Below are 24,800 nucleotides of genomic sequence, written 5' to 3'. Positions count from 1 at the left end.
GGACCGGCCTGCGCGAAGGCGGCCGGGGCGGGAACGCTGCCGATTCTTGCGTCGGGGGTTGTTGGTTGATGAAGAGGCTGACCATGGACCCCGAACGCAGCGGTTTGGCGGCGGTTTGGCTGCGGGGTGCACTGGCCGCCCTGCTCCGTCCGTTCGTGCCGTGCCGTGCGCGGATTATGCGGCACTCGGCTGGTCCGCGATAACGTTGAGGCATGTGCGTTTCCACTGGTGCCGGGCGTCGGCGATGAGTGCGGCTCAGCGAGCCGACGCTCGGGAGAACCGGGAGCGGATCGTCGAGATCGCCCGCGAGGCGATCGCCGGTTCGGGGGAGCTGCGGCTGAACGCGGTGGCCAAGTCGGCCGGCGTCGGGCAGGGGACGCTTTATCGGCACTTTCCCACGCGCGAGGACCTGCTTGCCGAGGTGTACCGGCAGGAGGTGGAGGAACTGGTCGCGCTGGCTCCGGAATTGCTGTCTTCGCACGGGCCGGTCGAGGCGTTGTCCCGGTGGTTCGACCGGATCGCCGAATACGCGCGAGTCAAGCGCGGCGTCTTCGCGGCGCTGGAAACCGCGGTGTGGAAAGGCTTGTCGGAAGAAAGCCATGGTCCGATCGGTGACGCCATCACCCTGTTGCTCGACGCGGGGAAATCCGAGGGAACCATCCGCCGCGACATCGACGCTCGCGACCTGTTCATCTTGTCGGGCTACTTGACCCGGCTGGACGAGGACGAGTGGGATTCCCGTGCTCGCCACCTCCTGGACGTGCTGCTGCAGGGAGTTCTTTCCCGCTGACCGCTCGGCGGAGAGGTCGGCGACACGGGCGAGCTTAGGTACTGCCGAAGACCGGCGTGGATGAGATCTGCTTACAGGACAACGGATTTACGCGTGGGTGGTGACGATCGCGGTGCGGTTGTCGAGGTTCGCTGGCCGCGATGTGCGGGCCTTGCGCCGCAATGCGGTGCGCGGTTAGCGGTGTGGTGTGCCGTGGCGCGGGTGCGTGGTGTCGCGGGCGCGGAGTGGTGAGCGTCGCTGGAAAGCTGCCGAAATTCAGCGCCCGAGTCGGCCGAAGGCCGCGGTGTTGGATGTGGTGTCCATATTGGACGGGCCGCTCGCGTACGCGGCCGGCCCGGTCCCCCAGAGTTCCCCAGTGGTGGTGCTGTTGGCGGTGCGGTTCAGGAGGCGACGGCCAGGCGGACCCGGCGGTCGCGGGCGTACGAGACCAGTTCGCGGACCTCGTCGGTGGTGATGATGCGGACGGCGTCTTCCAGGATCTCGGCCGTGGCCACCTGCAGCGGCCAGGAACGCAGGCCGGGAGCGGGTTCGTGCCAGAACCACTGGCCTTGGGAGAGATCTTCGGCGGCGACGGTGGGTGCCTCGGTGTTCATGCCTGCAGCCTAACTTGCACCACCGACAGAAAATCGCTCTACCGGACATCCCGGGACAACCCCGGAGGAAGCGCAAGAAGTGAATGCGGATTCGGTGATGGTTCCCGCTGGTCGAGGGGATACCAGCGAGCCGGCGGGTGGTGTGGGTCACGCGGTCTTCCCCGGTCGGCGGAAGAATCCGGAGGTCGGGTGCGAAAGCAAGGAGCGGGTTAACTGGTCGCCTGCCCGGCCGGGTTCAGGTGGATTTTGCACGGCCGGGCGGCCTGGCCTAGGCTTCGCCGGTCACCGCGCACACACCGGGGGTTTCCGGGACGAGAGGAACGGTGCGAATGGCTTTGCGCGACCCCGAGGCGTACCGCGATATCGATCTGCCGGCGATTCTTCGCATGGAGCGGCGGCTTCCCTGGTACGGCTGGCCGCACCTGCCGTTGGGGCTGCTGGTCTGCGTGGCCGCGATCCTCGCCGCCTACCGGGTTCCGGTTTCGTATCACCTGACTACCGCGCTGGTCGCGGGCAGCGGGGTGATCGGCGGGTTTTCCGGTTACGGCTGCGGGCTCGTCATGGTCAGCACGCCGGGTCTGGTCCAGACCGGGTACCTGAACTGGCGGCGCACCCGGGTGTCGCGGGCGTTGCTCATCGTGCTCGGCGGGTTGTCCGCGGCGTCGATGGTGGTTGTTGTCGCGTGCCATATTTCGTTGCTGGCGGGGGCTTCCGACCAGCATCCGTTCCGGCTTTCGGTGCAGGCCGGGTTGTATTTGGTGCTCGTGGTGGCCAACACCGTCCTCGCGGGGCTTGAGGCGTGGCAGTTGTCGAAGATCCTGCGCGCGCCGGTGGCCGAGGCCGCCGCGGAGCCGGCTGGGCCGGTGCGGGTTCGGCTTGGCTGACTGTCTACATCGGACAGAGTCAGCGCCTGCGCAGCAGTACTTCTTGGGTCACTGAAGCAACCAGCCGTCCGTCGGTGGTGAAGAATTCGCCGTGGGTCAGGCCTCGGGTGTTTGCGTAGCTTGGGCTTTCCATGTCGAACAGCAGCCATTCGTCCGCGCGGAACGGGCGGTGAAACCACACGGCGTGGTCCAGCGACGTCAGCTGCGGTTCGCCCGGGTCGTTGCGGTGGGGCAGCAGGGCGGTGCCGGCCAGACGAATGTCGGAGATGTAGGTGAGCGCGCAGACGTGCGCCAGCGGGGCGTCCGGCAGCGCGTCCTTCGCCCGCACCCAGATCTGCTGACGCGGGCCGCGGCCGGTGTCGGGCAGGCCGGTTTCCGGGCTGCTGACGAAGCGGACTTCGATGGCGGACAGGACGATCGGCGAGCGGTCTTGCTCGACGACGCCTGCCTCGTCCGGGGCCGGGACGTCCGGCATTCGCGCCTGGTGCGCACTGCTGTCCGCCTCGGTCTGGAACGACGCGGACAGGCTGAAGATGCTCTCGCCGTTCTGGATCGCGACGACCCGGCGCGTGGTGAACGAACCGCCGTCACGGGTGCGTTCGACCTCGTAGATGATCGGCATGTCGGTGCGCCCGCCGCGGATGAAATAGCCGTGCAGCGAGTGCACGTGTCGCGCGGTGGGCACGGTCGCACCGGCCGCGGTGAGCGCCTGCGCCGCGACCTGACCGCCGAACGCCCGCTGCGGCGAACCCTGGTGGCACCAGCCGCGGAACAGGTTCAGCTCGAGCGGTTCGAGCTTCAGCAGCTGGTCTAGCCCGGTGCGGGTCGGATCGATCGTCGTCACCCGGCCAGTCTAAGCGCCTGCTCAGTCGCCCCGCGGGGTGAGCAGCGCCGCCACCGCGGCTGGATCCTCGACGTGCGCGTTGTGCCCGAGTCCGGACAGGACCACTGCCTCGGGAACGAGGGCGCGGAGCTGCTCAGGGCGGCACATCGGATCGTTTTCGCCGGCAGCGAGCACCACCGGGCAGCGCGCGGCGGCCAGCAGGCTCGGCAGGTCCGGGCGGCCGACGCCGAAGGCGGGCGGGTCCAGGACCAGCCGCCAGCCGTCCGGGGTTTCAGTGACGCCGTCCGGGTCTGCCGAAGCCAGGCCAGTCAGTCCGGCGATCTTCAGATAGGCGGTTTCGGCCTCCTCTCGGGTTTCGAACAGCCGGGGCGGGCGGGCTGCCATCGCGGCGGCGCGAGCCAGGTCGTCTTCGCTCCACTCGACCTTGATGCCCACCGTCAGCACTCTGCTGACTTCGAGGCCGTAGCGGCCACTGGCCAGCTCCAGCGCGACGACACCGCCGAGCGAATGCCCGACGACGGCGACCGGGCCGGGCTCGTCGAGAGCGTCGGCGACTGCCGCCGCGAGCGTCCCGAAGGTGTACTCGGGCAGCCGCGGCGAGCCGCCGTGGCCGGGCAGGTCCGGCATGAGCAGCCGCCGGTCGAGTTGGCCGGTCAAGCCGTCCCAGACCGCGCCGGTGGCGCCGAGTCCGTGCAGGAGCAGGACCGGCGGTTCGCCTTGTCCGGTGACGCGCAGCTTCAGCTTTTCCACCGGACGGATCTTTCCGCAGGCGGCGGTCTCGGGGCTAGGGTCGGAACGTGTCGAGTGCTGTCATCGCCGACCCGGACACCTACGTCACGGGCGTGCCTTACGACCTGCTTGCCCGCCTGCGCCGCGAAACGCCGGTGACGCGGATCGGCGACTTCTGGGCCGTGCTGCGCCACTCCGACGTGCGGCACGTGCTTCGGACCCCTGCGGTGTTTTCGTCGCAGCTCGGCGGCACCCAGATCCGCGACCCGGCCAGCGCCGAGGATCTGCGGTACGTGCGCCGGATGATGCTCAACATGGACCCGCCCGAGCACGGCAGACTGCGCGGGCTGCTCACGAAAGCGTTCACTCCGCGTGCGGTCGGCCGGATCACGGAGCGGATCGAAGGCTGGGCACATGATCTCGTGGCGGCGGTGGCCGATCGCGGCGAATGCGATTTCGCCAAGGACATCGCCGCCGATCTGCCGTTGCTCACGCTCGCCGAGGTGTTCGGCGTTCCCGAGCAGGACCGCAGGCTGATGTTCGACTGGAGCAACCGGGTGATTGGCTTCCAGGACGCCGAATACGCGGTGAGCGCGACCGTCAAAGCCGACGATGTCACCGACCTCGCCCGTGCCGCGCTGGTCGTGCGTCCGGAACCCGGACCGGACGGCCGGATGCCGGATCCGCGCAGCCGCGCCGGAATGCCGGATCTTTATGCCTACGCGCACGCGCTTGGCGAGCACAAACGCGAGCACCCCGGCGACGACGTGATGAGCAACCTGATGCAGCACGTGGACGACGACGGCGGCCGGGTGTCGATTGAGGAGTTCGAGAATCTCTTCTGGTTGTTTTCCGTAGCTGGCAACGAAACCCTGCGCAACGGCCTTCCCGGCGGGATGGCCGCGTTGCTCGCGCATCCCGAGCAGTACCGCAAGCTGCTCGACGACCGGAGCCTGCTGCCCGGCGCGGTCGAAGAGATGCTGCGCTGGCACACGCCGGTGATGCACTTCCGCCGCACCGCGACGCAGGACACCCGACTGTCCGATGTGGACATCAAGGCCGGGGACAAGGTCGTGGTGTGGTTTTCCTCGGCCAATCGCGACGAGACAGTGTTTCCCGATCCTGATGTCTTCGACGTGACGCGTGCGCCGAGCGAACATCTGACGTTCGGCCACGGCCCGCACTTCTGCCTCGGTTCGCACCTCGCGCGAATGCAGATGCGCGCGTTGTTCGCGGCGGTGTTCGATCAGCTCGGCGAGGTCCGGCTCGCGGGCGAACCCCGCCGGCTGCGGTCGAACTTCCAGAACGGGCTCAAAAGCCTCCCGATCCGCTGGGACTGACCGGATCAGCCGAAGCCGACGAGCGAAAGCCAGCGGTCCAGGTACACCGTGTCGCCGCTGCGGTGCGCGATCTCCGACGGCAGCCTGCCGTAGACCATCAGCAGCAGATCGCCCAGCGGCGCGGCCACGGTGACCGCCGCGTTCGCCGGCGGGCCCGGGTGCCAGGCCAGCTGATCGCCGGTGAGATCGACCGTCCAGGACGCCGCCTCGTCGGTCGGCGCGAGGTGGATCGTGCGGTCCGGGCCGAGCAGTTCCCGGCGTTCGGGGACGTACTCCAGCAACTGCGGCAGCGACCCGAGTTCCAGCCATTCCTCCATCGCGTCGTGCGCGACTTCCGGCGTGACGGTGAATTCCCCGCCTGCGGCCAGCGTCGCGTCGGCGCGGTGGATCAACGTCTCGTTCATGAACCGGCGTGCGTAGAACGCTGCTCGCGGCGGCCCGTTCGGGACCGGCGTGAACACCTCCGCGTCTGGACCTGCTTCGCGCAGCGTCGCCGCCAACGTCTTCGCCCCGTCCACGAGCCACGACGCCGGGCGCGGGGTGTCCACCGGATTCCGCAGTTCGTCGTCCGGCAGCCAATGGTCGGCCCGCGTGCGCACGGTCTCCTCGGCCCACCGGTGACCGGTGCTGACGTGATCGAGCAGTTGCCCGAGGTTCCACTCCGGGCATGCCGCGACGCGCACCGTCCGGTCCGCGTCTTCGACGGCCGCGGCGAGCAGTTCCGTCTGCCGCACGATCTCCGCGCAACGCTCGTGAAAGTCCATCGGGTGTCCTCTCCGGTTCAGATCCGCTGACACCCGACAGTCGGAGCCGACGCAGCCATCCAGACACCGCGGCGGAAAAAACCCGGGCTACTCCACGCTCCAGGCGTCTCCCCATTCCGCGTCGCGAGCGGCGCGGTAGCGCACGCCGTGCCGCTTCGACACGACAGTGCCGGGAGCGAGCCCGTCGACGGTGCAGAGGTCCAGTTGCACGAACCCCTTGTGCTTGCGTGGATGCCGGATGATCCGGGCCGACGGACGGTCGACCGGTGCCGACGTGGCCGCCACGTACGAATACTTTTCGTCCTCGAAGCCCAGTGTGCCGGACTTGATCCGCCGGTGCACCCCGCTTCGGGGCAGCCGGGCGGAGAAGTGGCACCAGTCTTCTCCCGGCTTGATTGGACAGACGTCGTCGTGCGGGCACGGCGCCACCACGCTGCGGCCCATCTCGCGCAGCACCTCGCGAGCCGCGCGGATCCGCGCGAATCCGGCTGGCGTTCCGGGCTCGATGAGCACGACGGCCCCGGCTTTCGCGGCAAGCCACTGGACGACGTCGACGCGGTCGCGTTCGGGCAGTTCTCCGAGGACATACGAGAGCGTGACCAGGTCGGCTTCCGGTGCGGCCGATGCGGAATCGACCAATCCGCGCTGCCAGACCGCGGTGCGGACGGCTGGCTCGTCGGCATTGGCCGCCAGCTTGCGTCCCAGCGCCAGCGCGGCCGCCACCTGCTCCAGGACTGTGCACTTCTCCAACGAAGGCCAGACGTCGGCCGCGGCCCACGCTGCCGCTCCGGTGCCGCCGCCGATGTCGACGTGCGTTTTCGGAGCGAACCCGGGCGCGGCGGCAGCCACCTCGCCCAGCACCGCGCTGACCGCCGCGTACGTCGCCGGCATCCGGTACCCGGCGTAGGCGGCGACATCCAGCTCCGAAGAGAGGATCGGCGAGGTTGCCGAGTCGCCTTGTCGATAACGCTTGCTGAGCCGGTCCACGGCCTGTGCGAGCCGGGATTCGGGGAACCGGCCGAGCTCTTCGTCGAGGGCGGCGCGGAGACGTTCGGGGAGTACTGCCACGGACACCGATTCTCCCATGCCTGTTTTGTCCGCCGAAGTTCGCCTGACCTGCTAGTTTCGCGACCGGGAAAAAAGTTTGGGGAGGGTGTCGATCCGGCCGCGGCCCGTTCGACGCAGGGGTGAAGGCAAGCCGAGAGCGAAGGGGTACCGAAGATGCGATTCATGGTGATCATGAAGGCCAGCGAAGAGAGCGAAGCCGGCCAGATGCCGAGCACCGAACTGCTCGCCGAGATGGGCAAGTTCAACGAGGAACTCGTGCGGGCCGGCGTGATGCTCGCGGGCGAGGGGCTGGCTCCCAGCTCCCAGGGCGCCCGGGTGAAGTTCTCCGGCGACAGCGAGCCCAGCGTGGTCGACGGCCCCTTCGCCGAGACCAAGGAGCTGATCGCCGGGTTCTGGATCCTCCAGGTGCGTTCGCTCGAAGAAGCCGTGGAGTGGATCAAGCGCGTGCCTAACACCGACGGCGCGCACCACGAGATCGAGATCCGGCGGATCTTCGAGGCCGACGACTTCGGCGACAACCTCACCCCGGAACTGCGCGACGCCGAAGCGAAGGTGCGCGAGCAGGCTGCGCAGAACTGATGCGGTTCATGGTGCTGGTGAAAGCCAGCGAAGACTCCGAAGCGGGAGCCGCGCCCAGCGCTGAGTTGATCGAGCAGATGGGCCGGTTCAACACCGAACTCGCCGAATCCGGCCACCTCGTGCAGGCCGCCGGGCTGACTCCCAGTTCGGCCGGCGCCCGGCTGCTGTGGTTCGACGGGGACGCGGAGCCCAGCGTGGTCGACGGCCCGTTCGCCGAGACCAAGGAACTCGTCGCGGGAGTGTGGATTCTGGAGGGGGAGTCGCTCGCCGAGATCGTCGAGCTGATGAAGCGGGCGCCCAACCCGGACCGGCAGGCGGGCACCGTCGAGATCCGGCCGTTGTCGGCGGAGCTCTGACTCCGCGCCCGCCCGAGGGTTGCCTCGGGCGGGCCGGGCCGGTCTGATGGGCCGGTGGACACGCGAAGTGCGGTAGAGGCCGTTTGGCGGATCGAGTCGGCGCGGGTGATCGCCGGTCTCGCGCGGATGACCCGCGACGTGGGCCTCGCGGAGGAACTGGCCCAGGACGCGCTCGTCGCCGCGCTCGAACAATGGCCGGAGACCGGCGTGCCGCGCAACCCTGGCGCCTGGCTGATGACGATCGCCAAGCGGCGGGCCATCGACCTGTTCCGGCGCAACGAAACCTTCGGCCGCAAGCTCGACGAGATCGGCCGGGAGGCCGAACAGCTCGGCGAGGGCGTGCTGCCCGACTTCGACGCGGTCCTCGACGACGAGCAGATCGAGGACGACCTGCTCCGGCTGGTCTTCACCGCCTGCCACCCGGTGCTGTCCACCCAGGCGCGGGTGGCGCTCACGCTGCGCATGCTCGGCGGGCTCAGCACCGACGAGATCGCCCGCGCCTTCCTGGTGAAGGAATCCGCTGTCGCGCAACGCATCGTGCGGGCGAAGAAGACGCTCGCCGACGCCAAGGTGCCGTTTGAAACGCCGGTCGGCGACGAGCGCGTCGCACGCGTGCCCGCCGTGCTCGAAGTGATCTACCTGATCTTCAACGAGGGCTACTCCGCCACGCGCGGCGACGACTGGATGCGGCCCGCGCTGTGCGAGGACGCGTTGCGCCTCGGCCGGGTGCTGGCCGGCCTGATGCCAGGCGAACCGGAAGTGCACGGGCTGGTGGCGCTGATGGAGATCCAGGCTTCGCGCTCGGCGGCGCGCACCGGCCCGAACGGCGAACCGGTGCTGCTGATGGACCAGGACCGCAGCCGCTGGGACCGCCTGCTGATCCAGCGCGGCCTCACCGCGCTGGCCAGGTCCGAACGGCTGGCGGACGGCACGTACGGGCCCTACTCCGCGCAGGCCGCGATCGCCGCGTGCCACGCCGTGGCGGTGACGCCGGACGAGACCGACTGGGCGCGGATCGCGGCGCTGTACGCGGGATTGGCGCAGCTCACGCCGTCTCCGGTGATCGAGCTGAACCGGGCCGTCGCGGTCTCGATGGCCGAGGGGCCGGAAGCCGGGCTGGTGCTGGTGGACAAATTGCTGACTGAGCCCGCGCTGAAGAACTACCACCTGCTGCCGAGCGTGCGCGGCGACTTTCTGTACAAGCTCGGCCGCCGGGACGAGGCGCGCGCCGAGTTCGAGCGCGCGGCGAAGATGACCGGCAACGAGCGGGAGCGCGCGTTGCTTCTGGAGCGGGCCGAGTCGTGCAGCAAACTGGAAGCGGGAACGAGGTAGCCGGGCGGCGCCGTGCGGTGCGGGAGTGATCTTCATGCCGGGAACGGTCCACCACCGGCCCGACAATTCCCGGCGGCACCGACGGCCATCCCCAGGGTTGTCCACAAGTCGACACGCCTGTGGACAACCTGTTTCCACTGGTAGAAGCCACAAGACCGGCCGAGAAAACCCGATCCGGTGAAAGACTCAGCGGTTCCGCACGTACCCCAGCCGCATCGACAACGCCGCCGCCGTCCCGGCCACTGTCGCGCCCAGCTCGTCCGCCCGGCGCATCACCCGCGGAGCGGGCCCGGCGACGCTGATCGCCGCGATCGGACGGCCCGAGTGATCCCGCACGGCCGCCGCGACGCAGCCGACGTCCGGCTCGTTCTCCAGGTCGTCCACGGCCCAGCCGCGACGCCGGGTGCGCGCCAGTTCGTCCAGCAGCCGGACGGGGTCGTTGATGGTCTTGAGGGTGAGGCTGTCCAGCTTCATCCGGCGCACGCGCTCCACCCGGTCGGCCTCCGGCAACGCGGCCAGCCAGGCCTTGCCCAGCGACGTCGCGTGCTGCGGCCGCCGGGTGCCGAGGCGGCACGAGAGGGTGACCGCGCTGGCGCTGCGCTCGGTCGCGACGTAGACCATCGCGTCGTTGTCCGGCACCGCGAGATAGGTCGTCTCCCCGGAACGCTCGGCCAACGCGGTGAGATACCGGGGCGCGCAGCGGTGCAGGTCGGTCGCCGCCATCGCGCGGGCGCCCAGTTCGACCAGCCGGGTGCCGAGCCGCACGCGTCCGGTGACGGTGTCCGCCTCGAGGTACTCCAGCCGCTTCAGGGTGCCGACGATCCGGTAGGCGGCGCTGCGCGAAAGGCCCAGTTGCCGGGCGAGCGCGTTCGTGGAGATTTCCTGGTGCTGCCCGACGTGTTCGAGCACCGCCAGCCCGCGCTCCAGGGTGCCGCTTTGGTCCAGCCCGCGTGCTGCTGCGTCCACGTTCGCCCTCCGCCTGTCGCTCTGCGTTCCCGGTCACCGGTGCGTGGTGCCATCAAGCGGGGTTGGACGCTAACACCTCCGATGTATGGACGGAAGATCTTGACCGATCTCTGTCATTCGGCAAGGTCGAGGTTGCGCCGAATGGTTCAACCTCCGATCGGTAAGACTGCTTACGAAGGGTAACGGAGACTGGAGTCACCCTCTCAGGAAAATCACAGCGCCCGTGCCGCACGGTTTGCGTGATGTCCACACGTCTGCGCACCCGGGCGTCGGTCGCCGCCGGGCGGCTGACCGCGTGGTTTTCCCGTACCGCCCGGCTGGGCCGCGGCGGGGTGATCGGCGGCCGCGTCACGCTGCGGCTCGACCCCAAGGCGCTGCGCAGGCTCGGCCGCGATCGCACGGTCGTGATCGTCACCGGCACGAACGGCAAAACCACCACGTCGCTGATGCTCACCCGCGCGCTCGAAGCGCTCGCCGAGGTCGCGCACAACGGCGACGGCGCGAACATGCCCGACGGGCTGGTCGCCGCGCTCGCCGCCGCCCCGGAAGCGCCGTACGCGGTGCTGGAGGTGGACGAAACCTACGTCCCGTGGGTGGCCGAACAGGTGCAGCCGGCGGCGCTCGTGCTGCTCAACCTCAGCCGTGACCAGCTCGACCGCGTCGGCGAGGTGCGGATGATGGAGCGCGACCTCCGCGCCGCGTTCGCCGGGCTGTCGCGCACGGTCGTGGTCGCGAACTGCGACGACGTCCTGGTCACGTCCGCGGCCTCGGCGGCCGCCCGCCCGGTGTGGGTCGGCACCGGACGCCGCTGGTCGGGCGATTCCGTCTCCTGTCCTCGCTGCGGCGGCGCGATCACCCACACCGATCGCGAATGGCGCTGTGCGGTGTGCGCCTTCGCTCGCCCGGAGGCGACCTGGACCCTCGACGGCGACCTGGTCCACACGCCCGGCGGCCGGCAGGTGGATCTTGACCTGCGCCTGCCCGGCGAGGCCAACCGCGCCAACGCCGCTCTCGCGCTCGCCGCCGCGCACTGCGTCGGGGTGCCGCCGCACACCGCGGCGGCCCGGCTGCGCACGATCACCGATATCGGCGGGCGCTACCGAACGATTCGCCGCACCCGGCATTCGGTGCGGCTCATGCTTGCGAAAAATCCGGCTGGCTGGGCCGAAACGTTGCGTGTGCTCGACGAGGACACCCCGGTCGTCGTCGCGGTCAACGCGCACGAGGCGGACGGCCGCGACCTGTCGTGGCTCTGGGACGTGCACTTCGAGCGCCTGCGCGGCCGTCAAGTCGTCGTCGCCGGAGAGCGGTCCGCGGACCTCGCGGTGCGGCTTTGCTACGCCGAGGTGCCGCACTGGTCGGCCCCGGACCCGGTCAGCGCGATCGACACGCTGCCGCCGGGCGGGGTCGAACTCGTCGCGAACTACACCGCCTTCCGCGACCTGGTCGACCGGTTGCCTGATGTCTGATTCGACAGTCGGCATCGGCCTGCTGCTGCCCGAGGTACTGGGGACGTACGGCGATTCCGGCAACGCACAGGTGCTCTGCAAACGCTTGCAGTGGCGGGGTTACGACGCCGAGGTGGTGCCGGTTTCGCTCGACTCCGAGGTACCGTCCACTTTGGACCTCTACCTGCTCGGCGGCGGCGAGGACATGGCGCAGGTGCTGGCCGCGGACTTCCTGCGCGACTCGGCGGGGCTGCGGAGCGCCGCGAACGCGGGACGGCCGGTGTTCGGAGTCTGCGCCGGCCTGCAGATCCTGGGCACGCGCTTCCGCGGCGTCGACGGCGTCGATCACGCCGGGCTCGGGCTGCTCGACCTCGTCACCGGGCCGTCGCAGCAGCGCGCGGTGGCCGAGCTGATCGTCGAACCGAACCTGCTCGATACGCCGTTGACCGGCTTCGAGAACCACCAGGGCTCGAGCGTGCTCGGTCCGGGCAGCGCGCCGCTGGGCCGCGTCGTCCGGGGTACTGGCAATGGCGACGGCACCGAGGGCGCGGTCACCGACCACGTCGTGGGCACCTACCTCCACGGTCCGGCGCTGGCGCGCAACCCCGAGCTGGCTGACCTGCTGTTGTCGTGGGTGCTGGGCCACGCGCTGAAGCCGTTGGACCTGACTGAAGTGGAGACGCTGCGTTCGGAACGGCTGGCCGCACGCCGCGCCCGATGACGTCACTCCGCGCTCGTTACGCTGCGTGCGTGAGAATTCTCGCTGCAGCAGGCGTCCGAATGCGGACAACCGGGGTTGCCGTGCTCGCGCTCGCGCTTGCCATCGCGACGGCATGCGTCGTCGTGGTGCTCCTGCTGCAGCAGTCGCTCGACCGGAGCGTCACCGAAAGCGCGCGTAGTACTGCAAGGCAGGTTGCCGTCCAACTCGTGCGCGCGGGCGCGCGAGACCTGTCGCCAAGCGACGTCGCGAGTACTGGTGACACCGAAGCCGTCACGCAGGTCCTCGGGCCGCGAAGCACCCCGATCGCGAGTGACCCGGCGATTGTCGGCCGTCCGGCTATCACCGCCGCGCGTCCGGCTCCGGGACAGGAAACCGTCGAGACGCTGCCGCTCGGCTTAGACGGCGACGGCAGCGACTACCGCTTGGTCTCGGAAGGCGTCAACGGACCAGGCGGACCGTTCACTGTCATCTCGGCACGGTCGCTTGAGCCCGTCACCGAAGCGTCCGCGCGGCTTACGCTGCTGCTAGGGCTGATTTCGCTGCCACTGCTCGGTATCGCCGGCTTCGCGGTGTACCGCTCGGTCGGGTCCGCACTGCGACCGGTTGAGCGCATGCGGCGCACTGTCGCTGAGATCTCGACGCGCGACCTCGCATTGCGCGTACCGCTGCCTCCTGGCGGCGATGAGGTACATCGGCTCGCTGTCACGCTCAATGAGATGCTCGAACGGCTTGGCTCGGCGCAGGCCGCGCAACGCCGCTTCGTCGCCGACGCGAGCCACGAGCTGCGCTCACCGCTGTCGACCATCAGCACTGCGCTCGACGTTTCAAACCAACACCCGGAGACCACCGACGAATTGGTACCGGTGATCACTCGCGAGACCGCGCGCTTGCGAGAACTGGTTGACGACCTCCTGATGCTCGCGCGCACCGACGACGCCACGGACCGGCCCGCGCGCACTGAAGTCGATTTAGACGACATCGTTCGCGCCGAAGCCGAACGCGTACGCGGCGAAGCAGCTGTCGAGATCGAAGTGCGCGCAGGACCGGCGAAGGTGCGCGGCAGCGAGGCGCAGCTGCGTCGCGCCGTACGCAACCTCGTCGACAACGCGTGCGGGCATGCGCGCGAGCGGATCCGGATTGCGAGTTCGGTGCAAGATGAGATGGTCGTCGTGGAGGTGAGCGACGACGGCCCCGGAGTCGCCGAGGAGGACCGGGAGCGGGTGTTCGAGCGGTTTGTGCGGCTGGACGCGTCACGGCGGCGCGGCGGCACCGGGCTGGGCTTGTCGATCGTGGCCGGCATCGCGGCCCGGCACGGCGGCCGCGCGCGGTACGTCGACGTGGCTGATCCGAGCTACCCGGGCGCGCACTTCGTGATTGAACTGCCGAGCATCGAACTGCCCCGGATCGAGGAGGACTGAGCATGCGGTTGCTGATCGTGGAGGACGAGCTGGAGTTCGCCGAAACCCTTCGCCGCGGCCTGGTCGCCGAGGGATTCACGGTGAACGTCGCGCACACCGGCCGCGACGGGCTCTGGTCGGCGATGGAGCACGATTACGACGCCGTGGTGCTCGACATCATGCTTCCCGAGCTTTCCGGTTACGAAGTGCTGAAACGTTTGCGGGCCGCGGAGAATTGGACGCCGGTGCTGATGCTCACGGCGAAGGACGGCGAGTACGACGAGGCGGACGCATTCGACCTCGGTGCGGACGATTATCTGTCGAAACCGTTCTCGTTCGTCGTTTTGCTGGCTCGCTTGCGTGCGCTGCTTCGCCGGGGTGCGCCCGCGCGTCCGGCGGTGCTCACTGCTGGGGATTTGCAGCTCGACCCGGCCGCGCGAACTGTCCACAGAGGAGAGACGCGGATCGAGTTGACCGCCCGCGAGTTCGGGTTGCTGGAATTCTTGCTGCGCAGGCAGGGAGCGGCGTTGACCAAAAACGAAATTCTCGGCCATGTTTGGGACGCGCATTACGAGGGCGACGAGAATGTGGTCGAGGTTTACGTCGGGTATTTGCGGCGGAAGATCGACGCGCCGTTCGGAACGCGGACAATCGAAACGGTGCGCGGGGTGGGGTACCGACTCGTCGGATGAGCGGGCACGTCGTGCTCGTAGCGGCGGGAAACGGCGTTCCCAAAGCTAAGCGACCGAAATCCCCGCCACCGCCCGAACGACAGCAGTGCACCGATCCTCGGCATACTCCAACCCGGCGTCAGAAGCGATCTTCCGCGCCTCGGCCGACACAAGACCCTGCTGCAACCACAACGCCTTAGCCCCGATCGCGACCGCGGACCGGGCGATGTCCGGCGCTTCCCCGGCAGGACGGAAGACGTCCACCAGATCCACCGGCTCCGGAATGTCCTCCAGCGACCGGTACACCTTCTCCCCGAGCAGTTCGGTCGCCGACGGATGCACCGGAATGATCCGGAACCCGTGCGCCTGAAGGGAAGCCGGCACACCGTGCGCGGCCTTGCCCGGGTCGCGGCTCAGGCCGACGACCGCGATCGTGCGCGCGCTGGCAAGGATTTCTTCGGGCTTCATACTCTCCTCAACATCCCAGCACAGCCAGGGATTCCACGACGGTCACAGCCGCCACAACCGCAGCCCTCGAACGCGGTAGACCGGCCACAGCACATGCCACGGAGACCGCCGCAGAAACGCGGAACTGCACGCCAAAACATTGCGCGCGACAGTGGACGCCACCTCGTGCCGGTCTGGCCAAGCCTCGCCGCGGGCACCGAGCGCGAGGCGAAAGACCGTCAACAGGCCACGTCCCTGCACGTCATAGCGGGCACCGGTGTCGCCCGCGTCGGGAAGAAGACGGGCGATTTCCACGCGAAACGCACTGCCGACCGGCGCACCCGCTGGTACGTCGAAGACGCTGCCCGCGATCGCACGGCCGTGCAGCCGACGCGCGAATCGCGTGAGCAGCCGTCGTTCCCACCAGGGCAGCAAGCGGCGGTGAGCCAGCAGCGCGGCGCACTCGCTGTGGCCGAGGGCGAAAACCTCGGCGAGATCGTCGTATCGGCTCACCGCGGTCAGCTCCGCCAGGTGCAGCCGCACCTCGAAGCGGGCCTGCGCGATCAGTTCGTCGATCGCTTCCCGCCGGTCGAGCCGTGCCTTCTGCCGCGAAGCCGCCCAGTCGCCCATGGGCCCACACTCTGAACCCGGCAACGCACCGAGTCCAGTGGTTCAGCCGATCTTCGAGCCGTACATCTCGCCGAGGTCGTCCGCGATCAGTTCGATCCGGGCGCCGTCCGGGTCGGCGAAGTAGATCGAGGTGCCGCTTTCTTCCTGGTACTTCACGCCGGCCGCGTCGAGTCGGGAGCGCGCGCCCGCCCAGGCTTCCGGGGTGAGCGACAGGGCCAGGTGGTGCAGGCCGCCGAGCACCTCCGCGTACGGGCCGAGGTCGAGGCCGGGCAGGTCGAAGAACGCGACCGCGTTGCCGTTGCCGACGTCGAAGAAGAAGTGGCTCGACCCCGGGTAGTCGCGGTTTTCGATCAGCTCGGTGAGCGGGAAGCCGAGAATGTCCTGGTAGAAGGTGATCGTCCGCTCGACGTCGCTGGACAGCAGCGCGGTGTGGTGGATGCCGCGGCCCACGGTCGCCGGGCGCTCCGACGCGGGGTGCAGATGCTGGTCCCGCAGCCGGTCGCGAGTCTGCGCGAGCTGGGCGACTTCGGTCTCGGTGGGTGCCATTTCGGGTCACGTCCTCTCTGGGAGCCAACACGGAGAACGATACGCCGACAAACTCTCGCGTGCAAGAGGTTTGCGAGCGAGAGAAGTAGCTCGTACCGGTGAATGGAACGAACGGGTTGGCTCAAGCGGCGTGGTCAGGCAAAGTCCGTCCCGTGGAACCCGCTGAGCTGCAGGACGCCGTCGCGCTGCTGACGAGCGCGTACGAGCGCCACGAGCCGATCGATCCGCTCGTGAAGACCTTCCCCGACGGCACCATCGAAGACGCCTACCGCGTGCAGCAGGAGCAAGTCCGCGCGTGGGTGGCGGCGGGCGACGTCGTGCGCGGCCACAAGGTCGGCCTCGCCTCCGCCGCGATGCAGCGCCAGATGGGCGTGAACCAGCCCGACTTCGGGCACCTCACCAGCTCGATGTTCCTGCTCGAACACCAGCCGATCCCGACGACGCGGTTCCTGCAGCCGCGCATCGAACCGGAGATCGCGTTCGTGCTCGGCGCGCCGCTGCGCGGTCCGGGCGTGACCGTCGCCGACGCCGTCCGCGCGGTCGACTTCGTGCTTCCGTCGCTGGAGATCGTCGATTCGCGGGTCCGCGACTGGAAAATCTCGATCTTCGACACCGTCGCGGACAACGCGTCCTCCGGCGGCGTCATCCTCGGCAGCAGCCCGACCAACCTGCGCGACGTCGACCTGCGGCTCGCCGGCTGCACGCTGCACGTCAACGGCCAGCTCGCGGCCACCGGCGCGGGCGGAGCGGTGCTGGGTTCGCCGATCAACGCACTCGTGTGGCTGGCCAACACCGTCGGCCCGCTCGGCGTGACGCTGGAGCCCGGCCACGTCGTCCTGCCCGGTTCGATGACCGCCGCGCAGACCGTCCGCCCCGGCGACACCGTCGTGGCGACCATGGCCGGCTTGGGCAGCGTGACCGCGGTGTTCGCTCCGGAGGAGGAAAAGTGACCGCCGATATCGCTGCCGCAGCGCAGGAACTGCTCAACCGGACCGAAGAAAGCGCGCAGCTCACCGACACCTGGCCGGACCTCGACCTCGCCACTGCCTATGCGGTCCAGGACGAAGCCCTGCGGCTGCGCCAGGAACGCGGCGAGACGCTGATCGGGGTGAAGCTCGGGCTGACATCGCGGGCGAAGCAGCAGCGGATGGGCGTCGCGGAACCGCTGCTCGCCTGGCTGACTGACGCGATGGTGCTGCCCGCGGGCGCGCCGACGCCGCAGCTCATCCACCCGCGCGCGGAGCCGGAATTGGTGTTCGTGCTCGGCGAGCGGCTCGCTGGCCCGGGTGTCACCGCAGCTACCGCTCTTGGCGCGGTTTCCCAGGTATACGGCGGAATCGAGATCATCGACAGCCGTTACCGCGACTACCGTTTCACGTTGCCGGACGTCGTCGCGGACAATGGTTCGTCGGCGTTGTTCGGGCTCGGCTCGGTCGGCCGTCCACCGTCCTCTTTGGACCTTTCGCTGGAAGCCGCACTGCTCGAAGTGGACGGTCAGATCGTCGACACCGCGACCGGTGCCGCCGTTCAGGGGCACCCGGCCGAGGCACTGGCGTTGGCGGCGAATTCCTTGGCCGCGCGCGGATTGGCGCTGGAACCGGGCTGGCTCGTGCTGACCGGCGGGATGACCGACGCCGTCGAACTGCGTCCCGGATCCCGCGTCGCCGCGCACTTCTCGAACCTGGGCTCGGTGACGATCAGCGGGTAGCGAGCCGCTTGATCCCGGCGATCACGCGCGGCCACACTTCGCGCGGCAGGTCGTGTCCCATGCCGGGCACAAGGTCGAGGTCCGCCCCGAGCGCGCGGGCGGTCGCGCGGCCGCCGGACACGTTCACCAGCGGGTCGGCCGTACCGTGGATCACCAAGGACGGCAACGAAAGCCGGCGCAGATCGGCGGTCCGGTCGCGGGAGGACAGGATCGCGGCGAGCTGCCGGAACACGCCCGCCGGGTTGAGGCCGCGGTCGTACGTGCGTTCCGCGCGCTCGCGGAAATGGTCCTCGTCGAACACGTAACCGGGCGAGCCGATCAGCCTCGACGTGCGCACCAGTTGCGTCACGTAATCCTCGCGCGTGCGCGGCCCCGGAGCCAGCATCGCGAGCGCGGCGCGCGGGCTGGGCAGGCCGACGTGGCGCGCGCCGGTGGTCGACATGATCGAGGTCAGCGTCCACGCCCGCGCTGGGTGCCGGATCGCGAACTCCTGCGCGATCATCCCGCCCATCGACGTGCCGACCACGTGCGCGCGCTCGATGCCGAGAGCGTCGAGCAGCTTGCTCGCGTCGTCGGCCAGATCGCCGAGCGAGTACGGCGCGGAGCGCAGGAAGTACGCGAGCGGAAGGCTGGCCCGGCCGGTCCACCACTGCGAGCGCCCGACGTCGCGGTTGTCGAACCGGTGCACGTGGAAACCGGCCTCGGCGAGCTGGGCGCAGAACTCGTCGTCCCACCAGATCATCGGCGCGGCGAGGCCCATCACCAGCAGCAACGGCGGCGCGGACGGATCGCCGAACGATTCGTGGCACAGCGTGATGCCGCCGGCTTCGAGAGTGTGCTCGGTCATGGGGTCAGTCTCGCGCACTCCGGAGGTAGCGGGCACGGAGGAACGGGCGGAAATCGTCGTCGGACCCGAGGCGGACGTCGATTTCGTGGGTGAGGACGTCCCCTTCCGGGGTGATCCGGTGGATCGCGACGCCGCGTTCGGTCTGCTTTTCTAGCTGCAGCGTGCCGTCGCGCCAGCCGCCGCGCGCGGGAGACGCCGGCGGGAAGCCGTAGCTGTCGAAGCCGAACCACAGGGTTTCGCCAGTCGCCGGGTCGACGGTGAAGACGTGGTGTCCCAGCATTCGCGAGCCGTCTTCGCGGGTCTGGACGTAGTCCTCCAGCACGGCGAATCCGTCGAGCGCGCGGCGGTAACTGCAGGTCGCGGTGGCGGTCGCGGCGGGAGCCCAGGGCGCGGCGGCGAGTTCTTCGGTGCCGGACCAGTCTCCGACGAGGGCGGCAAGGGCTTCGTGCGCGACGCCGACGACGGGCATTTCCATGAGTGTCCCCCTTGGTTTCGACAGGTACCTGTCGAAGTGGAACACTAGCACGCATGACCTCGAGGACGCCCCGCGCGGAAAGCCTTACGCAGCTTGTCAACGAGGTCTTCGTGGCCAACGGCGCGCTGCTGGCCGCCGGCGACGCACTCACCGCCGAGGCCGGGTTGACCGCCGCGCAATGGCAGGTCGTCGGCTTCCTTGAAGACGGTCCGGCGACCGCGGCGGAGCTGGCCCGGCGGCGCGGGCTGCGGCGGCAAAGCGTGCAGGAGACGGTGAATCGCCTGCTCCGAGACGGAATGCTCTCCCGCGTCGACAATCCGGCGGACGCCCGCGCGCCCCTGTTGCGGCTGACTGCCAAAGCGCAGGCCGCGCTACGAATCCTGGGCTCCAGGCAGGCCGAATGGGCGGACGCCGTCGCTTCCGGCCTGTCCGAAAAAGACGTCGAGACGGCCCTGCGCACGCTTCGCGCGTTGCGCGATCTGGTCTGAGCGGAGTGCGGGTAGTACTGTCCCGCTAGAGCGCTCTATCAAATCGCAAGGGGGCGAGCAGCATGGACGTTCTGCGCGAGAAGGGCCTCGGCCCGCTGCGGGTGATTCTGGCGTTCACCCTGGTCAGCACGGTCCTGCACTACACCCACAACGTCGTGCGCGCGGCGGACTACCCGCAGGTCCCGGGGATCAGCGTGCCGGTCACGCAGGTCGTGGTGGCGCTCAGCTGGGTCGTTTTCACCGTGTTCGGCGCGCTCGGCTATCGCGCCTACGTGCGCGGCCAGTACTGGCGATCGCTGGCGTTTCTGCTGGTCTACTCGCTGTCCGGGCTGGCGAGCGCGGGACACTTCCTGGTCGGCGTGCCGCGGGTCCCGGCGTTCTGGTTCGCGACGATCTTCACCGACACGTTCGCGGCGATCGCGCTGTGGGTATTCGTCTGCTGGGCGGCGATGCGGCTCAACCGGGTGAGCGTCGCCGGGCAAATGTCTACACAACATTGACGTTCGTTGAAGTCATGTAGACAATCGAGGACGTGACCACCACCACACCTGTCACGTTCGAGCGGCATCCGGACGCTTACCGGCACTGGCGGCTGACCGTCGACGGCGAGGTCGCCTGGCTGGAGATGGACGTCGACGAGCAAGGCGGCCTCGTGCCCGGGTACGAGCTGAAGCTGAACTCGTACGACCTCGGCGTGGACATCGAGTTCTACGACGCCACGCAGCGGCTGCGGTTCGAACATCCGCAGGTGCGCGCGGTGATCGTGACGAGCGCCAAGGACAAGGTGTTCTGCGCCGGGGCCAACATCCGGATGCTCGCCGCGTCGCCGCACGAGTGGAAGGTGAACTTCTGCAAGTTCACCAACGAGACCCGCAACGGCATCGAGGACGCCACCGAGTTCTCCGGCCAGACCTACGTCGCGGCGGTGAACGGCAGCTGCGCCGGCGGTGGTTACGAGATCGCGCTGGCCTGCGAAAAGATCCTGCTGGTCGACGACAACTCGTCGACCGTCGCGCTGCCCGAGGTGCCGCTGCTCGGCGTGCTGCCCGGCACCGGCGGGCTGACCCGGGTGGTCGACAAACGGCGCGTCCGCCGGGATCTCGCGGACGTGTTCGCCACGCGGCCGGACGGCGTCAAAGGCCGGACCGCGGTCGACTGGCGGCTGGTGGACGAGCTGGTACCGCGCGTCGGGTTCCGCGAGAAGGTGCTGTCGCGGGCGCACGAACTGGCCGCCGAATCCGACCGGCTGCCCGCCGAGCAGGGGATCGAGCTCGCGCCGCTGGAGCCGTCGATCACCGACGACGGGATCGAGTACCGGCATGTTCGCGTCGCCTATGACCGGCCGAACTCGCTGGTCACGCTCACCGTGCTCGGTCCTTCCGGAGAACCGGAGCTGGACGGTTGGCTGCTGCGGCTGACCCGCGAGCTGGACGACGCGATCCTGCGGCTGCGCACGAACGAACCGGACCTCGGCACCTGGGTGCTGCGCACCGAGGGCGATCCGGAGGCGGTGCTCGCGCACGAGGAGGTCGTGCTCAGCGGGAAAGACTGGCTGAGCAACGAAATCCTGCATTACTACAAGCGCACGCTGAAGCGGCTGGACGTCACCAGCCGTACCTTGATCGCGCTGATCGAGCCGGGCAGCTGCTTCGCGGGCAGCCTGTTAGAGCTGGCCTTCGCGGCAGACCGGCAGTACCTGCTGGACGGGCCGCCGATCGACGACGAGGACAGCCCCGAGCGCGCGTCGATCACCTTGTCCGAAGCCAATTTCGGCGTCTTCCCGATGGGCAACGGCCTGACCCGGCTCGAGTCGCGGTTCTACGGCGACGACGACCACCTGACGTGGCTGGCCCGTGAACGCGACCGTGCGCTGAGCGCCGCCGAAGCCGTCGAACTCGGCCTGGTCACCGACGCTCCGGACGACCTCGACTGGGAGGACGAGATCCGGATCGCGCTGGAGGGCCGGGCTTCGCTGTCGCCGGACGCGCTCACCGGGATGGAGGCGAACCACCGGTTCGTCGGCCCGGAAACGCTCGAAACCAAGATCTTCGGGCGGCTGACCGCCTGGCAGAACTGGATCTTCACCCGACCGAACGCCTCCGGACCCGAGGGCGCGCTGCGCCGCTACGGCACCGGGCAGAAGGCGGTCTTCGACAGGAAGCGGGTCTGAACCGATGCCCGAAAAGATCGACTACGACGCCAAAATCCCGAACAACGTGCACCTCGCCGACGACCGGAGGCTGCAGCGCGCGCTGGAGGGCTGGCAGCCGAAATTCATGAACTGGTGGGGCGAAATGGGCCCCACGCTGGAGACCGAGGGCGTGTACCTGCGCACCGCGGTGAGCGTCGGCCGCGACGGCTGGGCGCACTTCGACCATGTCAATGTGCCGGATTACCGCTGGGGCATCTTCCTCGCCGAGCGGGAACAGGACCGGCGGATCGCGTTCGGCGAGCACGCCGGCGAACCGGTGTGGCAGCAGGTGCCCGGCGAGTACCGCGCCGATCTGCAGCGGCTGATCGTGATCCAGGGCGACACCGAACCGGCGTCGGTCGAGCAGCAGCGACTGCTGGGGCTCACCGCGCCGTCGCTGTACGACCTGCGCAATCTCTTCCAGGTGAATGTGGAGGAGGGGCGGCACCTGTGGGCGATGGTGTACCTGCTGCACGCGTACTTCGGCCGCGAAGGCCGGGACGAGGCCGAGGGCCTGCTGCTGCGCAACTCCGGCAGCCCGGACGCGCCGCGCATCCTCGGCGCGTTCAACGAGGAAACGGCCGACTGGCTCGCGTTCTACATGTTCACGTACTTCACCGACCGCGATGGGAAATACCAGCTCGGCACGTTGAAGGAAAGCTCGTTCGACCCGCTGTCGCGCACCTGCGAGTTCATGCTCAAGGAGGAGGCGCACCACATGATGGTGGGCACCACCGGCGTCGACCGGGTGGTGCTGCGCAGCGCGGAACTGATCCGCGAGCACGACACGTACGACATCGCCTCGCACGGCGGGATTCCACTCGACCTGATCCAGCGGTACCTGAACTTCCACTACACGGTGTCGCTCGACCTGTTCGGCAGCGAGACGTCCACGAACGCGGCGAACTACTACACCGCCGGGCTCAAGGGCCGCTGGCAGGAGACGCGGCGCAAGGACGACCACAAACTCACCGACGATTCCCGGCTGCTCGACCGTCCTCGCGAGGACGGGACCTGGACGTCCGAGGAACTGCAAGCCATCCTGCTGCTGAACCTCGACCTGCGCGGCGAGTACACCGCGGACTGCCAGACCGGCGTGAACCGGTGGAACAAGATCCTCGCCGACGCCGGGATCGACTTCCGGTTCGCGTTGCCGCACCCTGGTTTCAACCGCGAGGTGGGCATAAACTCCGGCCACCACGTCACCCCGGACGGCAGCATCGTCGACGAGGCGACATGGGAGGCAGCGCGGCACAAATGGCTGCCGACGGCCGAGGACCTGACGTTCGTCCGGTCGCTCATGCACCCGGTGTACGAGCGCGGGAAGATCGCCAGCTGGGTCGCGCCGCCGCGGCAGGGCATCAACGGAAAACCTTTCGACTACGAGTACGTGTACCTCACCTGAGGGGGCACCGATGACGGTTCCCGCGAACTTCAACGCCGCGGAGTACCTGCTCGGCCGCGGCCGTCCGGACGCGCTCGCGGTCGTCTCGCCGCGGCGCACGCTCAGCTACGGCGAACTCGCCGCCGAGACCCACCGGGTCGCGTCCGGCCTGCGCGCGCTGGGCGTGCGGCCGGAGGAGCGGGTGATGTTCTGCATGGTCGACGACGTCGAGCTGCTGAGCGGGATTCTCGGCGCGATGCTCATCGGCGCGGTCGCGGTGCCAGTGTCCACTATGGTCACGGGGCTGGAACTGGGCCAGGTGCTCGCCGATTCGCGGGCGCGGGTGCTGTGCGTGTCCGGGGAGTTTTCCGCGCAGGCGGCCGGCGCGCTGACCAGCGCGCCCGAGGTGACCGACGTGGTGCTCGACCGGGCGGATCCGGCGGAATTCCCGGCCGGGGTGCGGACGCATCGGTGGCCGCTGACCGCCGTGGACGATGTCGTGGCCGCGCCGACCTGGGAGGATTCGCCCGCGCTGTGGCTGTACACCTCGGGCACGACCGGGCAGCCGAAGGGTGCGATGCACCGGCACGGAAGCATCCGCGCGGTGTGCTCGACTTATGCTTCGCAGGTGCTGGGAGTGTCCTCTTCGGACCGATTCCTGTCCGTGCCCAAATTGTTCTTCGCTTACGGGTTGGGGAATTCCGCGTTCTTCCCGCTCTCTTGTGGAGGGACGACGCTGCTGGAACCGGCGCGTCCGACGCCGGGGATCATCGCCGCGCGGGCGCGGGCGGACCGGCCGACGTTGTTCTTCGGCGTGCCGACGTTCTACGCGGCACTGTTGGCCAGCGACGTGCCGGACGACTCGTTTTCCTCGGTGCGGTACGCGGTTTCGGCCGGAGAGCCGTTGCCGTCCGCGCTGTTCACTCGGTTCCGGGCGCGGTTCGGGGTGGAGATTCTGGACGGGATCGGGTCGACCGAGGCGTTGCACATCTTCCTGTCCAACCAGCCGGGCGCGGTGCGGCCGGGCAGCACCGGCGTGGCGGTGCCGGGATATTCGGTCGAGCTCCGGGACGAGCAGGGCGCGGTCATTTCGGAAGCGGACCGGGCGGGCGAGCTGTTCGTGTCCGGCCCGTCCATCGCGACCGGGTATTGGGCGCGATACGCGACTACGAAACAGGTTTTCCAGGGTTCGTGGCTGCGGACCGGGGACAGTTACGTGCGCAACTCGGACGGCACCTATACGTGTCTCGGCCGGTTCGGGGACATGTTGAAGGCGGGCGGGATCTGGGTGTCTCCGTCCGAAGTGGAGGAACGGCTGCTGCAGCATCCGGCCGTGGCCGAGGTCGCGGTGGTCGCCGCGCCGGACGAGGACGGCTTGGACAAGCCGGTGGCGTGTGTCGTTGCCGCTCCATCGGCCACTGTGGACGCTGAGGAGCTGATCGAGTTTTGCCGGGAGGGCTTGGCGGCGTTCAAACGGCCGCGTGGCGTGGTGGAGATGGCCGAGCTGCCGAAGACCGCGACCGGGAAGATCCGGCGGAACGTGATCCGCGAAATGGTGCGCGAGTCGCTGCTCGTGCCGCAGCCGCAATCGTGATCGACTGG

28 protein-coding genes are annotated in these 24,800 nt (G+C 69.0%); 17 read left to right on the top strand and 11 right to left on the bottom strand.

Going from position 1 to position 24,800, the window contains the following annotated elements:
• Window positions 1-244 precede the first annotated feature (244 nt).
• Window positions 245-790, top strand: a complete 546-nt coding sequence (locus tag ABD156_RS01745; protein ID WP_344266665.1) for a TetR/AcrR family transcriptional regulator — start codon at window positions 245-247, stop codon at window positions 788-790.
• Window positions 791-1,170: 380 nt separating this feature from the next.
• Here ABD156_RS01745 and ABD156_RS01740 read toward each other — a convergent pair whose 3' ends face one another.
• Window positions 1,171-1,383, bottom strand: a complete 213-nt coding sequence (locus tag ABD156_RS01740; protein ID WP_344265227.1) for a hypothetical protein — start codon at window positions 1,381-1,383, stop codon at window positions 1,171-1,173.
• A 329-nt stretch (window positions 1,384-1,712) separates the two neighbouring features.
• Between ABD156_RS01740 and ABD156_RS01735 the strand changes: the two genes are divergently transcribed.
• The gene (locus ABD156_RS01735) at window positions 1,713-2,267 is read left to right on the top strand and encodes a hypothetical protein (protein WP_344265224.1); all 555 of its coding nucleotides are present in this window, start codon (window positions 1,713-1,715) and stop codon (window positions 2,265-2,267) included.
• Between the two features lie 19 nt (window positions 2,268-2,286).
• On the opposite strand, the gene ABD156_RS01730 is transcribed toward ABD156_RS01735, so the two are convergent.
• Both ABD156_RS01730 and ABD156_RS01725 read right to left on the bottom strand, forming a co-directional pair.
• Window positions 2,287-3,111 carry an acyl-CoA thioesterase gene (locus tag ABD156_RS01730; protein ID WP_344265221.1) on the bottom strand — a complete coding sequence of 275 codons (825 nt, stop codon included), beginning with the start codon at window positions 3,109-3,111 and terminating at the stop codon, window positions 2,287-2,289.
• Window positions 3,112-3,132: 21 nt separating this feature from the next.
• Window positions 3,133-3,861 (bottom strand): alpha/beta fold hydrolase, encoded by a 729-nt coding sequence (locus ABD156_RS01725; protein ID WP_344265218.1) that lies wholly within the window; start codon window positions 3,859-3,861, stop codon window positions 3,133-3,135.
• A gap of 47 nt (window positions 3,862-3,908) precedes the next feature.
• On the opposite strand from ABD156_RS01725, the gene ABD156_RS01720 reads away from it, so the two are divergent.
• On the top strand, window positions 3,909-5,180 hold the full coding sequence (locus ABD156_RS01720; RefSeq protein WP_344265215.1) for a cytochrome P450: 1,272 nt from the start codon (window positions 3,909-3,911) through the stop codon (window positions 5,178-5,180).
• Between the two features lie 5 nt (window positions 5,181-5,185).
• On the opposite strand, the gene ABD156_RS01715 is transcribed toward ABD156_RS01720, so the two are convergent.
• On the bottom strand, window positions 5,186-5,944 hold the full coding sequence (locus tag ABD156_RS01715) for a maleylpyruvate isomerase family mycothiol-dependent enzyme (RefSeq protein ID WP_344265212.1): 759 nt from the start codon (window positions 5,942-5,944) through the stop codon (window positions 5,186-5,188).
• 87 nt (window positions 5,945-6,031) lie between these two features.
• On the bottom strand, window positions 6,032-7,030 hold the full coding sequence (locus ABD156_RS01710) for a small ribosomal subunit Rsm22 family protein (RefSeq protein WP_377926714.1): 999 nt from the start codon (window positions 7,028-7,030) through the stop codon (window positions 6,032-6,034).
• Between the two features lie 135 nt (window positions 7,031-7,165).
• Here ABD156_RS01710 and ABD156_RS01705 point away from each other — a divergent pair, with 135 nt between their 5' ends.
• Genes ABD156_RS01705 through ABD156_RS01695 form a run of 3 tightly spaced genes read left to right on the top strand, consistent with a single transcriptional unit; the run spans window position 7,166 to window position 9,279 of the window.
• Window positions 7,166-7,591 (top strand): YciI family protein, encoded by a 426-nt coding sequence (locus tag ABD156_RS01705; protein WP_344265209.1) that lies wholly within the window; start codon window positions 7,166-7,168, stop codon window positions 7,589-7,591.
• The gene (locus tag ABD156_RS01700; protein WP_344265206.1) at window positions 7,591-7,947 is read left to right on the top strand and encodes a YciI family protein; all 357 of its coding nucleotides are present in this window, start codon (window positions 7,591-7,593) and stop codon (window positions 7,945-7,947) included. Before ABD156_RS01705 ends, ABD156_RS01700 begins: the two co-directional genes overlap by 1 nt.
• Before the next feature lie 54 nt (window positions 7,948-8,001).
• On the top strand, window positions 8,002-9,279 hold the full coding sequence (locus ABD156_RS01695) for an RNA polymerase sigma factor (protein ID WP_344265202.1): 1,278 nt from the start codon (window positions 8,002-8,004) through the stop codon (window positions 9,277-9,279).
• 186 nt (window positions 9,280-9,465) lie between these two features.
• On the opposite strand, the gene ABD156_RS01690 is transcribed toward ABD156_RS01695, so the two are convergent.
• The gene (locus tag ABD156_RS01690; RefSeq protein ID WP_081684630.1) at window positions 9,466-10,245 is read right to left on the bottom strand and encodes an IclR family transcriptional regulator; all 780 of its coding nucleotides are present in this window, start codon (window positions 10,243-10,245) and stop codon (window positions 9,466-9,468) included.
• A 242-nt stretch (window positions 10,246-10,487) separates the two neighbouring features.
• On the opposite strand from ABD156_RS01690, the gene ABD156_RS01685 reads away from it, so the two are divergent.
• Genes ABD156_RS01685 through ABD156_RS01670 form a run of 4 tightly spaced genes read left to right on the top strand, consistent with a single transcriptional unit; the run spans window position 10,488 to window position 14,503 of the window.
• Window positions 10,488-11,714: a MurT ligase domain-containing protein gene (locus ABD156_RS01685; RefSeq protein WP_344265193.1), complete on the top strand. Its 1,227-nt coding sequence runs from the start codon at window positions 10,488-10,490 to the stop codon at window positions 11,712-11,714.
• Window positions 11,707-12,414 carry a type 1 glutamine amidotransferase gene (locus ABD156_RS01680; protein ID WP_344265190.1) on the top strand — a complete coding sequence of 236 codons (708 nt, stop codon included), beginning with the start codon at window positions 11,707-11,709 and terminating at the stop codon, window positions 12,412-12,414. Before ABD156_RS01685 ends, ABD156_RS01680 begins: the two co-directional genes overlap by 8 nt.
• A 29-nt stretch (window positions 12,415-12,443) precedes the next feature.
• On the top strand, window positions 12,444-13,832 hold the full coding sequence (locus tag ABD156_RS01675) for a HAMP domain-containing sensor histidine kinase (RefSeq protein WP_344265187.1): 1,389 nt from the start codon (window positions 12,444-12,446) through the stop codon (window positions 13,830-13,832).
• A 2-nt stretch (window positions 13,833-13,834) separates the two neighbouring features.
• Window positions 13,835-14,503 carry a response regulator transcription factor gene (locus ABD156_RS01670; protein WP_009084133.1) on the top strand — a complete coding sequence of 223 codons (669 nt, stop codon included), beginning with the start codon at window positions 13,835-13,837 and terminating at the stop codon, window positions 14,501-14,503.
• A 45-nt stretch (window positions 14,504-14,548) separates the two neighbouring features.
• Here ABD156_RS01670 and ABD156_RS01665 read toward each other — a convergent pair whose 3' ends face one another.
• The 3 genes from ABD156_RS01665 to ABD156_RS01655 are packed head-to-tail and all read right to left on the bottom strand — an operon-like array spanning window position 14,549 to window position 16,105.
• On the bottom strand, window positions 14,549-14,950 hold the full coding sequence (locus ABD156_RS01665; protein WP_344265181.1) for a CoA-binding protein: 402 nt from the start codon (window positions 14,948-14,950) through the stop codon (window positions 14,549-14,551).
• Between the two features lie 42 nt (window positions 14,951-14,992).
• Entirely contained in the window at window positions 14,993-15,559 is a 567-nt protein-coding gene (locus ABD156_RS01660; protein WP_344265178.1) for a hypothetical protein, read from the bottom strand.
• A gap of 42 nt (window positions 15,560-15,601) precedes the next feature.
• Window positions 15,602-16,105 (bottom strand): VOC family protein, encoded by a 504-nt coding sequence (locus ABD156_RS01655; RefSeq protein ID WP_344265175.1) that lies wholly within the window; start codon window positions 16,103-16,105, stop codon window positions 15,602-15,604.
• Window positions 16,106-16,257: 152 nt separating this feature from the next.
• Between ABD156_RS01655 and ABD156_RS01650 the strand changes: the two genes are divergently transcribed.
• Together ABD156_RS01650 and ABD156_RS01645 are read left to right on the top strand one after the other, a co-directional pair.
• Window positions 16,258-17,055, top strand: coding sequence for a 2-keto-4-pentenoate hydratase (locus ABD156_RS01650; RefSeq protein ID WP_344265172.1), 798 nt, complete (start codon window positions 16,258-16,260; stop codon window positions 17,053-17,055).
• On the top strand, window positions 17,052-17,813 hold the full coding sequence (locus ABD156_RS01645) for a 2-keto-4-pentenoate hydratase (RefSeq protein ID WP_344265169.1): 762 nt from the start codon (window positions 17,052-17,054) through the stop codon (window positions 17,811-17,813). The genes ABD156_RS01650 and ABD156_RS01645 overlap by 4 nt, the downstream gene beginning before the upstream one ends.
• Here ABD156_RS01645 and ABD156_RS01640 read toward each other — a convergent pair.
• Both ABD156_RS01640 and ABD156_RS01635 read right to left on the bottom strand, forming a co-directional pair.
• The gene (locus ABD156_RS01640; RefSeq protein ID WP_344265166.1) at window positions 17,803-18,660 is read right to left on the bottom strand and encodes an alpha/beta fold hydrolase; all 858 of its coding nucleotides are present in this window, start codon (window positions 18,658-18,660) and stop codon (window positions 17,803-17,805) included. The genes ABD156_RS01645 and ABD156_RS01640 overlap by 11 nt on opposite strands.
• Window positions 18,661-18,664: 4 nt before the next feature.
• Entirely contained in the window at window positions 18,665-19,135 is a 471-nt protein-coding gene (locus ABD156_RS01635) for a DUF1579 family protein (RefSeq protein ID WP_344265163.1), read from the bottom strand.
• Between the two features lie 53 nt (window positions 19,136-19,188).
• Between ABD156_RS01635 and ABD156_RS01630 the strand changes: the two genes are divergently transcribed.
• The 5 genes from ABD156_RS01630 (at window position 19,189) to ABD156_RS01610 (ending at window position 24,792) form a co-directional block, all read left to right on the top strand.
• Window positions 19,189-19,623, top strand: a complete 435-nt coding sequence (locus tag ABD156_RS01630; RefSeq protein ID WP_344265160.1) for a MarR family winged helix-turn-helix transcriptional regulator — start codon at window positions 19,189-19,191, stop codon at window positions 19,621-19,623.
• A 62-nt stretch (window positions 19,624-19,685) separates the two neighbouring features.
• Window positions 19,686-20,123 (top strand): hypothetical protein, encoded by a 438-nt coding sequence (locus ABD156_RS01625; RefSeq protein WP_344265157.1) that lies wholly within the window; start codon window positions 19,686-19,688, stop codon window positions 20,121-20,123.
• 32 nt (window positions 20,124-20,155) lie between these two features.
• Window positions 20,156-21,793 carry a 2,3-epoxybenzoyl-CoA dihydrolase gene (gene boxC / locus ABD156_RS01620; protein ID WP_344265154.1) on the top strand — a complete coding sequence of 546 codons (1,638 nt, stop codon included), beginning with the start codon at window positions 20,156-20,158 and terminating at the stop codon, window positions 21,791-21,793.
• A gap of 4 nt (window positions 21,794-21,797) precedes the next feature.
• Window positions 21,798-23,219: a benzoyl-CoA 2,3-epoxidase subunit BoxB gene (gene boxB, locus ABD156_RS01615; RefSeq protein WP_344265151.1), complete on the top strand. Its 1,422-nt coding sequence runs from the start codon at window positions 21,798-21,800 to the stop codon at window positions 23,217-23,219.
• A gap of 10 nt (window positions 23,220-23,229) precedes the next feature.
• The gene (locus tag ABD156_RS01610; protein ID WP_344265148.1) at window positions 23,230-24,792 is read left to right on the top strand and encodes a benzoate-CoA ligase family protein; all 1,563 of its coding nucleotides are present in this window, start codon (window positions 23,230-23,232) and stop codon (window positions 24,790-24,792) included.
• Window positions 24,793-24,800: the final 8 nt, after the last annotated feature.

The sequence above is a fragment of the Amycolatopsis albidoflavus genome, assembly GCF_039525725.1.
GTDB classification, from domain to species: domain Bacteria; phylum Actinomycetota; class Actinomycetes; order Mycobacteriales; family Pseudonocardiaceae; genus Amycolatopsis; species Amycolatopsis albidoflava.
This window is presented reverse-complemented; position numbering and strand designations above follow the sequence as displayed.

Bases quoted from the DNA above. Each gene is read 5' to 3' on its own strand.
- ABD156_RS01745 (WP_344266665.1), top strand. From the start codon at position 245: ATGAGTGCGGCTCAGCGAGCCGACGCTCGGGAGAACCGGGAGCGGATC.
- ABD156_RS01740 (WP_344265227.1), bottom strand. From the start codon at position 1,383: ATGAACACCGAGGCACCCACCGTCGCCGCCGAAGATCTCTCCCAAGGC.
- ABD156_RS01735 (WP_344265224.1), top strand. From the start codon at position 1,713: ATGGCTTTGCGCGACCCCGAGGCGTACCGCGATATCGATCTGCCGGCG.
- ABD156_RS01715 (WP_344265212.1), bottom strand. From the start codon at position 5,944: ATGGACTTTCACGAGCGTTGCGCGGAGATCGTGCGGCAGACGGAACTG.
- ABD156_RS01710 (WP_377926714.1), bottom strand. From the start codon at position 7,030: ATGGGAGAATCGGTGTCCGTGGCAGTACTCCCCGAACGTCTCCGCGCC.
- ABD156_RS01705 (WP_344265209.1), top strand. From the start codon at position 7,166: ATGCGATTCATGGTGATCATGAAGGCCAGCGAAGAGAGCGAAGCCGGC.
- ABD156_RS01700 (WP_344265206.1), top strand. From the start codon at position 7,591: ATGCGGTTCATGGTGCTGGTGAAAGCCAGCGAAGACTCCGAAGCGGGA.
- ABD156_RS01685 (WP_344265193.1), top strand. From the start codon at position 10,488: ATGTCCACACGTCTGCGCACCCGGGCGTCGGTCGCCGCCGGGCGGCTG.
- ABD156_RS01680 (WP_344265190.1), top strand. From the start codon at position 11,707: ATGTCTGATTCGACAGTCGGCATCGGCCTGCTGCTGCCCGAGGTACTG.
- ABD156_RS01670 (WP_009084133.1), top strand. From the start codon at position 13,835: ATGCGGTTGCTGATCGTGGAGGACGAGCTGGAGTTCGCCGAAACCCTT.
- ABD156_RS01665 (WP_344265181.1), bottom strand. From the start codon at position 14,950: ATGAAGCCCGAAGAAATCCTTGCCAGCGCGCGCACGATCGCGGTCGTC.
- ABD156_RS01660 (WP_344265178.1), bottom strand. From the start codon at position 15,559: ATGGGCGACTGGGCGGCTTCGCGGCAGAAGGCACGGCTCGACCGGCGG.
- ABD156_RS01655 (WP_344265175.1), bottom strand. From the start codon at position 16,105: ATGGCACCCACCGAGACCGAAGTCGCCCAGCTCGCGCAGACTCGCGAC.
- ABD156_RS01640 (WP_344265166.1), bottom strand. From the start codon at position 18,660: ATGACCGAGCACACTCTCGAAGCCGGCGGCATCACGCTGTGCCACGAA.
- ABD156_RS01635 (WP_344265163.1), bottom strand. From the start codon at position 19,135: ATGGAAATGCCCGTCGTCGGCGTCGCGCACGAAGCCCTTGCCGCCCTC.
- ABD156_RS01630 (WP_344265160.1), top strand. From the start codon at position 19,189: ATGACCTCGAGGACGCCCCGCGCGGAAAGCCTTACGCAGCTTGTCAAC.
- ABD156_RS01625 (WP_344265157.1), top strand. From the start codon at position 19,686: ATGGACGTTCTGCGCGAGAAGGGCCTCGGCCCGCTGCGGGTGATTCTG.
- boxB (WP_344265151.1), top strand. From the start codon at position 21,798: ATGCCCGAAAAGATCGACTACGACGCCAAAATCCCGAACAACGTGCAC.
- ABD156_RS01610 (WP_344265148.1), top strand. From the start codon at position 23,230: ATGACGGTTCCCGCGAACTTCAACGCCGCGGAGTACCTGCTCGGCCGC.